This is a genomic window from Geodermatophilus sp. SYSU D01119, assembly GCF_054049975.1.
On sequence record NZ_JBJGYL010000031.1, the window covers coordinates 52,223 to 59,495 of the forward strand.

Annotated in this window: 8 protein-coding genes; 5 read left to right on the forward strand and 3 right to left on the reverse strand. The window is 78.1% G+C overall.

What is annotated here, in order from left to right; all coding sequences use genetic code 11:
* Positions 1-39 precede the first annotated feature (39 nt).
* Positions 40-1,779, forward strand: coding sequence for a GmrSD restriction endonuclease domain-containing protein (locus ACI79X_RS20050; protein WP_457027181.1), 1,740 nt, complete (start codon positions 40-42; stop codon positions 1,777-1,779).
* A 58-nt stretch (positions 1,780-1,837) separates the two neighbouring features.
* On the opposite strand, the gene ACI79X_RS20055 is transcribed toward ACI79X_RS20050, so the two are convergent.
* Entirely contained in the window at positions 1,838-2,077 is a 240-nt protein-coding gene (locus ACI79X_RS20055) for a hypothetical protein (protein WP_457027182.1), read from the reverse strand.
* A 260-nt stretch (positions 2,078-2,337) separates the two neighbouring features.
* Between ACI79X_RS20055 and ACI79X_RS20060 the strand changes: the two genes are divergently transcribed.
* Positions 2,338-2,541, forward strand: coding sequence for a cold-shock protein (locus ACI79X_RS20060; RefSeq protein WP_073420333.1), 204 nt, complete (start codon positions 2,338-2,340; stop codon positions 2,539-2,541).
* A 66-nt stretch (positions 2,542-2,607) separates the two neighbouring features.
* On the opposite strand, the gene ACI79X_RS20065 is transcribed toward ACI79X_RS20060, so the two are convergent.
* Together ACI79X_RS20065 and ACI79X_RS20070 are read right to left on the reverse strand one after the other, a co-directional pair.
* Entirely contained in the window at positions 2,608-3,072 is a 465-nt protein-coding gene (locus tag ACI79X_RS20065; RefSeq protein ID WP_457027183.1) for a hypothetical protein, read from the reverse strand.
* Between the two features lie 83 nt (positions 3,073-3,155).
* Positions 3,156-3,809 carry a hypothetical protein gene (locus tag ACI79X_RS20070; RefSeq protein WP_457027184.1) on the reverse strand — a complete coding sequence of 218 codons (654 nt, stop codon included), beginning with the start codon at positions 3,807-3,809 and terminating at the stop codon, positions 3,156-3,158.
* A 173-nt stretch (positions 3,810-3,982) separates the two neighbouring features.
* Between ACI79X_RS20070 and ACI79X_RS20075 the strand changes: the two genes are divergently transcribed.
* From ACI79X_RS20075 to msrB, 3 genes are read left to right on the forward strand one after another with little or no spacing between them, the layout of a single operon-like run.
* Positions 3,983-6,091 (forward strand): histidine kinase, encoded by a 2,109-nt coding sequence (locus ACI79X_RS20075; RefSeq protein ID WP_457027185.1) that lies wholly within the window; start codon positions 3,983-3,985, stop codon positions 6,089-6,091.
* Complete coding sequence (locus ACI79X_RS20080; RefSeq protein WP_457027186.1) at positions 6,088-6,744, forward strand: response regulator; 657 nt, start codon at positions 6,088-6,090, stop codon at positions 6,742-6,744. Before ACI79X_RS20075 ends, ACI79X_RS20080 begins: the two co-directional genes overlap by 4 nt.
* Positions 6,745-6,785: 41 nt before the next feature.
* Entirely contained in the window at positions 6,786-7,205 is a 420-nt protein-coding gene (msrB, locus tag ACI79X_RS20085; protein ID WP_457027187.1) for a peptide-methionine (R)-S-oxide reductase MsrB, read from the forward strand.
* Positions 7,206-7,273 lie beyond the last annotated feature (68 nt).

Here is a 7,273-nt window from a genome sequence, read left to right on the forward strand (position 1 = left end):
GATGCGCACCGGTGCACCGGAGCTCACAGGGAGCCGCTCATGCCGTCGCTGTCCGACCCCGCCGTCGCGGCCGTCCTGGCCCGCCACCGGGAGCGTTCCCCGTGGTCGCCGGTGGGGCCGGTGGTCGCCCGGGCCGCCGCGCTCGGCTTCGACGTGAGCGCCTTCGGCGGGGACGACGACGGCCTGCGCCTGGTCGCCGGCGCCTCCGCCGGCCGGCGCACCGGCCTCGTCGTGGACGCCGCCGGCCTGGTCGCGGAGGACCGCGGCGACCGGGCGTTCGCCGCCTCGCTGCCCGGTGCGGTGGAGACCCCGGTCGACGTGCGCTTCCCCTTCGCCGGGGCCGACCCGTTCGCCGTCCTGCTCGCCTTCTCGGGGCACGCCGCCGCTGCGCCGGCCGGTCCCGTCCCGCCGCCGGAGCGGCCCGCGCCCGCTCGCGGCGCCCGTCCGCGCCGGGTCGTCCTGGGCGTCGTCGCGGCGCTCGTCCTGCTGGTCGTGGCCGGCGGCCTCGCGAGCGCGGGCCCGCCCGGCGCCCTGGCGGTGACCGGGTCCGTCCTGCTCCTGGTCGGGCTGGGTGCCGTCGTCGCCGGCCGGGCCCGCTGGGCGCGGATCGCCTCGCGCCGGGCCGGGAGCGCCGTGCTCGCCGCCGGGCTCGTCGTCACCGGCATCGGCGGGGCCACCCTGCCGCCGGCCGAGCCGACGGCAGCCACCGTCGCGGCGCCCGCGACCTCGGCCCCGCCGGCGTCCTCCCCCGCTCCCGATCCCGCGGCCGCCGAGGCCGCCGCCGCGTCCGCCGACGCCGCGGCCGGCGTCGCGGAGACCAGCGAGGCCGCCGTCGCCCCGGTCGACACCGCCACCGGCCTGCTGGGTGACGGGGCCACCCGGGCCGCCGTCGACACCGCCGCGCCGGCCACCGCCCTCGCCGCGCTCGCGGCGGTCCCGGTCCAGGGCCGGGCGCCGCGCACCGGCTACGACCGCGACCTGTTCGGCGCCGGCTGGGTCGACACCGACCGCAACGGCTGCGACACACGCAACGACGTCCTCGCCCGCGACCTCACCGGCGAGGTGTTCAAGCCCGGGACCCGGGACTGCGTCGTGCTCACCGGTACCCTCGCCGACCCCTACTCCGGCCGCACCATCGCCTTCCAGCGCGGCCAGGGCACCAGCGAAGCCGTGCAGATCGACCACGTCGTCGCGCTCTCGGACGCCTGGCAGAAGGGCGCGCAGCAGTGGGACGCCGCCCGCCGCACGCAGTTCGCCAACGACCCGCTCAACCTGCTCGCCGTCGACGGCCCGCTCAACATGCAGAAGGGCGACGGCGACGCCGCCACCTGGCTCCCGCCGTCGCGCTCGTACCGGTGCGCCTACGTGGCCCGGCAGGTCGCGGTGAAGGTCGCCTACGGGCTCTGGATGACGCAGGCCGAGCGCAACGCGATCGCCACCGTGCTCAGCGCCTGCCCGGCCGAGCCGCTGCCCGGCGGGGTCGTCGCGCCGGTGCGCCGGACGGCGGCACCCACGACGGCACCCACGACGGCACCCACGACGGCGCGCCCGGCACCCGCTCCGGTGCCCGCCCCTGCTCCGGCACCCGCCCCTGCTCCCGCTCCGGCGCCTGCGCCTGCGCCTGCTCCGGCGCCCGCACCCGCTCCGGCGCCGGTCTCCACCTACTACGACAACTGCTCCGCGGCCCGCGCCGCAGGGGCCGCGCCGGTCCGGCTCGGTGACCCCGGCTACGGCCGGCACCTCGACCGGGACGGCGACGGGGTGGGCTGCGAGAACTGAGGCGCCGGTCCCGCACCCCGCGCCCCCGTGGCGCGGGGGCCGGGACCGGCGCCCCGGCTCAGTCGGCCAGCAGGGCGGCGTATGCGCCGAGGCGGTGCGCGAGCGCGGCGGCCGTGCCGGTGGAGCGCAGGACGTCGGCCAGGAGCGCGGCCAGCTCGTCGCCGTGACCGTCGCCGTCACCGTGGCCGTCACCGGCGCGCGCGCCGGCGGGCTCGTCGAGCTCGGCGGCCAGCACCGCGTCGAGGTCGGCGACGTCGAGGTCGGCCAGCTCCACCAGCACGAGCGGGGTGGTCTCCATGACGGGCTCCTCGGGTCGGGCCGGGCTCCGTCCCGGCACCCAGACCCTGACCACGCCGCCGCACCGGGGGCTCACCGCGACCGCACGATCGCCGCAAGACCGCGCCCGGAGAGGCCGCCGGACGTGACCGCCGCCACGCCGGGAGCATCCGATTCCGCCCCGGACCCCCACGGAGGCGTCCGTACGGCTAGGGTCGACGTGTCGGGAAGGCCCTGCGCTCTGGCAGGACCCCGATGCACCATCGCAGCTAGGAGCGAGCAATGCCCGAAGGAACTGTCAAGTGGTTCAACGCGGAGAAGGGGTTCGGCTTCGCCACCCCTGACGGTGGCGGACCGGACGTGTTCGTCCACTACTCGGCCATCCAGACCAGCGGGTACCGCTCGCTCGACGAAGGCCAGCGGATCTCGTTCGACGTCGAGCAGGGCCAGAAGGGCCCGCAGGCCGCGAACGTCACCCCGCTCTGATCTCCTGATCAGCACAGCGCCCCCGCCCGGTCCGCCGGGCGGGGGCGCTGCCGTTCGTGGGGTCGGCTACCGGGCGCGCGGCACGTAGCCGCCCACGAGCGCCTGCATGAGCAGCGCCCCGGCGTCCGGGCCCACCGCCCGCGCCGCGTCGGCGAAGGCCCGCCAGCGGTCCCGCTCGACGTCGGTCGGCGCGTTGCGCGCCCGCAACTCGGCCTGCTCGAGCAGCCGCTCCCACTCCCCCTGCGGGGTCGGCCACAGCCCCGCCAGCCGCCGCGCCTCGGCGGAGATCCCGGTGATCCGGACGATGTCGCCGGCGTGGTTGGTCAGCGGCTCGATGTAGCCGGCCGCGGCCAGCGCCTTCGCCGCCGCGACGACGTCGGCCTTCGGCAGCCCGCTGCCGGGCACGACGGAGCCGAGCAGGTACGGCGCCCCGCCGTGCTTCGGCTCGTCGACCAGCCGGGCGATCGCCCGCAGCACGGGCAGGTCGCGGGTGAACCAGGTGTCGGGCAGGGACCGGTCGGGCGTCGTCACGGCGACCAGTCTCCCCGGGGACGCCGCGGCGCCCCGCCACCCGGGGTCACGGGGCGGCGGGGCGGACACGGCGGCAGCTCCGCTCAGCGGCGGGTCAGCTCCGGCCGGGTCACGAGGACCAGGCCCAGCACGCCGTAGCCGAGGACCAGGTGGCCGGCACCGACGAGGGACTCCGTCGTCGCGCCCGCCACCGCGGCGACCGGGAACATCACCAGCGCCCACGTCTCGGCGAGCACCGGCCACACCCGGGCGGCCCCCCGCCACCGCCCGGCGATCGCGATCCGGATGCCGATCGCGGCCATGCCGAGCATGGACAGCGGCCAGGACAGGTCCAGCGCGACGAAGAACGGTTCGTCGGTCAGCCCGGGCGCGACCAGCCACTGCACCGACGACCCGATCGCCAGCGCGAGCAGCACGTGCTCGGCGTGCAGGAGGCTGCGGGCCAGCCGGCCGGTCCCCGTCGCCCGCGTCCGCAGCTGCACGGCCACCAGCGCGACCAGACCGAGCTGGAACAGCAGCGTGGCGGCCTTGTAGGCGGGCGGGTAGGCGTCGGTGGCCGGGTCGACGTCGGCGGTGGCGAGCAGGCCGACCGCCCAGGCGACCGCGCCGGTCGTGGTGGCCAGGCCGCCGAGCCGGACGAGCCGGGACGGGTCGGGCGCGTGCCGCGGACCGGCGCCCGGCGGGGTGCCGGGCGCGGCGTCGGTGCGGGCGGACGACGGGGTGGTGCTCAGCGACATGGGTCCTCCGGGGAACGGCGCGGCGCCCCGTGGCACCGCCTGCCGGGGACCGTGCCGGGGCGGCGTCCCGGGCGGCCAGGGCGCTCGCGCACGACCGCTCCCGCGGGGATCCCGGCCGCGCCGGGACGCCGTGTCCCTGTCGTCCGGGACACCGGCTCGGGCAGGATCCGCGCGTGACGGTCGGCGAGCGGGTCCCGGCGACGGCGACGCCGGGAGGCCCACCGCCGCGACGCCGGCGTCCCCCGCGCGGGCTCGCCTGGTCCGGCCCGGCCACGACCCTGCTCGCCGTCGCGGCGACCGCCGTCCTCGACGTGCTCACCCCGGACGCGGCGCGGGCGGCCGCCGGGGCCGGGCCCGGCTGGGAGATCGGGCTGCCGGGCCTGCTCCTCGCCGTCCCCGGTGCGCTGCTGCTCTCCCGGGCGCCGCGCAACGCCGTCTCGTGGGTGGTCGCCGGCACCGGCCTGTTCTGGGCGCTCGACGGCCTGGCCTCGTCCTGGCTCACGTACGCGGTGCAGGACGACCCGCCGCTGCCCGGCGCCTCGGCGGCGATGTGGTTCGTCGGCCGGCTCGGCGCCGCGCTGCTGCTGGGGCTGCCGCTGCTGCTCCTGCTCTACCCGGACGGCCGGCTGCCCCGCGGCCCGTGGCGCGCCGTGTCGGTCACCGCCCTCGTCGCCACCGCCGCGCTGCCCGTGCTGCTGCTGGTGACGCCGTTCGCGATCGCGGCCGAGCGGGGCGGCACGCCGACGCCGGAGGTCTACCGGGGCCTCGACCTCGACCCGGCCAGCCTGCCGCTGCCCCGGGACGTCGCGCTGCCGCTGCTCGAGCTGGCCTTCCCGGCGACCGGGCTCGGGTTGCTCCTCGCGCTGGCCGTCGTCGTGGCGCGGCTGCGGTCGGCCACCGGGGACGACCGGCGGCGGATGCGCTGGCTGCTGTGGGCCGGCGTCGCCGACGCGCTGGTGCTGCTCGGGGCGCTCGTCTTCCCGCAGGCGACGCTCGGCCTCGACCTCAGCCTGGCCGTCGGGCTCACCGGGCTGGCGGTCACCCTCGGCATCCTGCGGCCCCGGGCGGTCGACATCGACCGGCTGCTCGGCGGCACGCTCGTCTACGGCGGGCTGGCCGCGGGCGTCGTCGTCGTCGACCTGGCCGTGCTCGCCGCCGCCGGGACCCTGCTGGGGGGCCGCTTCGACGAGCGCAACGCCGTCGTGGTGACGCTGCTGGTGGTCGCGGCCGTCTACGTCCCGCTGCGGGCCGCGCTGTGGCGGCTGGTGCGCCGCTGGGTGTTCGGCGAGCGGGAGGACCCCTACCGCGTCGTCGCCGGCCTGGCGGAGCGGCTGGAGCGCTCCGACGGCGCCGAGGAGCAGCTCATGGCGGTCGCCGCGGGCATCGCCGAGGCGTTCCGCGTCCCCTGGGTGGGCGTCGAGGTGGACTCCGCGGACGGCGGCCGGCTGGTCGCCGGGCACGGGCGCCGCCCCGCCGCGGTGCAGTCGCTGCCGATCGCCTACCGCGGCGAGGAGGTCGGCCGGCTGCTGCTGCCCCGCGACGGCGTGCGGGCGCACCTGGTCACCCGCGACGAGCGGCTGCTGGCCGACGTCGTCCGGCAGGCCGCAGCGGCCGCCCGCGCGAGCTCGCTGGCCGCGCAGCTGCAGGCCGGCCGCGAGCAGCTGGTCGCCGCCCGCGAGGAGGAGCGCCGCCGGCTGCGCCGCGACCTGCACGACGGCCTCGGCCCCTCGCTCGGCGCCGTCGTGCTCCGCATCGACACCGCCCGCAACCTCGCCGCGTCCCGCCCGGAGGACGCCGACCGGCTGCTGCGCCAGGCACGCGACGACGTCGCGGCCGCGCTGGCCGACGTCCGGCGGCTGGTGCACGACCTGCGCCCGCCGGCCCTCGACGACCTCGGCCTTGCCGGCGCCGTCCGCCAGCAGGCGCAGCGGCTGCTGGCCGCGGAGGCGGCCGTGACCGTGGACGCGGGCGGCCTCGCCGAGCTGCCCGCCGCCGTCGAGGTGGCCGCCTACCGGATCGTCTCGGAGGCGCTGGCCAACGTCGCGCGCCACGCCTCCGCGTCCCGGGTCGCGGTGACCCTCGCGCGCGCCGGCGACGACCTCGTCGTCGCGGTCACCGACGACGGCGTCGGGATCGCCCCCGACCGCGCCGCCGGTGTCGGGCTGGTCGCGCTGCGGGAGCGGGCCGCCGAGCTCGGGGGCACGTGCACGGTGAGCTGCCCCGCGGGCGGCGGCACGGAGGTGCGGGCGGTGCTGCCCGTGGACGGGAGGAGGTCCCGGTGACCGGGCCGGAGGAGCCGCTGCGGGTGGTCGTCGCCGACGACCACCCGGTCTACCGCGACGGGCTGGCCCTGCTGCTCGGCTCGGTGCCGGGCGTGGAGGTGGTCGGCACCGCGGCCGACGGCGCCGCGGCGGTGGACGTGGTGCGCGAGCACCTGCCCGACGTCGTCGTCATGGACGTGCAGATGCCGGTGCTCGACGGCATCGAGGCCACCCGCCGGATCACCACGCAGGCGCCGTCGGTGGGCGTCGTGGTGCTGACGATGAGCGAGGACGACGGCACGGTGTTCGCCGCCGTCCGCGCCGGTGCCCGCGGCTACCTGCTCAAGGGCGCCGACCAGGAGGAGGTGCTGCGGGCGATCAGCACCGTGGCCTCCGGCGGCGCGGTGTTCGGCGCGGCGCTGGCCCGGCGGATCACCGACTTCTTCGCCGCCGCGCCCCGTGGGCCGGAGGAGGCGTTCCCGCAGCTGACGGCCCGCGAGCGGGAGGTGCTGGACCTGGTGGCCGCCGGGCGGTCCAACGCGCAGGTGGCCGCCGCCCTGTACCTGTCGCCCAAGACCGTGCGCAACGTCGTGTCCAACGTGCTGGCCAAGCTGCAGGTCGGTGACCGGGCGCAGGCGATCGTGCGGGCGCGCGAGGCCGGACTGGGGCGCTGACCGCGGGGAATCCGCCCGCCGCCCGGGTCGTTCTCGCTGGCATGACGACGTCCACCCCCCAGCCGAAGGTCACCAAGAGCGACGCGGAGTGGCGGGCGCAGCTCTCGCCGGAGGAGTACGCGGTGCTCCGCCAGGCCGGCACCGAGCGGCCGTGGACCGGCGAGTACGTGGACACGAAGACCGAGGGTGTCTACACCTGCCGCGCCTGCGGGGCCGAGCTGTTCCGCTCGCAGACCAAGTTCGACTCGCACTGCGGCTGGCCCTCGTTCTACGAGCCGTCGGCGGCCGACCACGTGGTGCTCCGCGAGGACCGCACCTACGGCATGGTCCGCACCGAGGTCCTCTGCGGCACCTGCCACAGCCACCTCGGGCACGTCTTCGACGACGCCCCGCAGACCCCGACCGGCGACCGCTTCTGCATCAACAGCGTGTCGATCCGGCTGGAGCCGGCGCAGGCCTGACCGCCCCCGCGCACGATCAGCCGGGATCACCGCAGCGCGTCCTGGCTCACCGTCGGCGGTGAGCCAGG

Bases quoted from the DNA above. Each gene is read 5' to 3' on its own strand.
- ACI79X_RS20060 (WP_073420333.1), top strand. From the start codon at position 2,338: ATGCCCGAAGGAACTGTCAAGTGGTTCAACGCGGAGAAGGGGTTCGGC.
- ACI79X_RS20055 (WP_457027182.1), bottom strand. From the start codon at position 2,077: ATGGAGACCACCCCGCTCGTGCTGGTGGAGCTGGCCGACCTCGACGTC.
- ACI79X_RS20070 (WP_457027184.1), bottom strand. From the start codon at position 3,809: ATGTCGCTGAGCACCACCCCGTCGTCCGCCCGCACCGACGCCGCGCCC.
- ACI79X_RS20050 (WP_457027181.1), top strand. From the start codon at position 40: ATGCCGTCGCTGTCCGACCCCGCCGTCGCGGCCGTCCTGGCCCGCCAC.
- msrB (WP_457027187.1), top strand. From the start codon at position 6,786: ATGACGACGTCCACCCCCCAGCCGAAGGTCACCAAGAGCGACGCGGAG.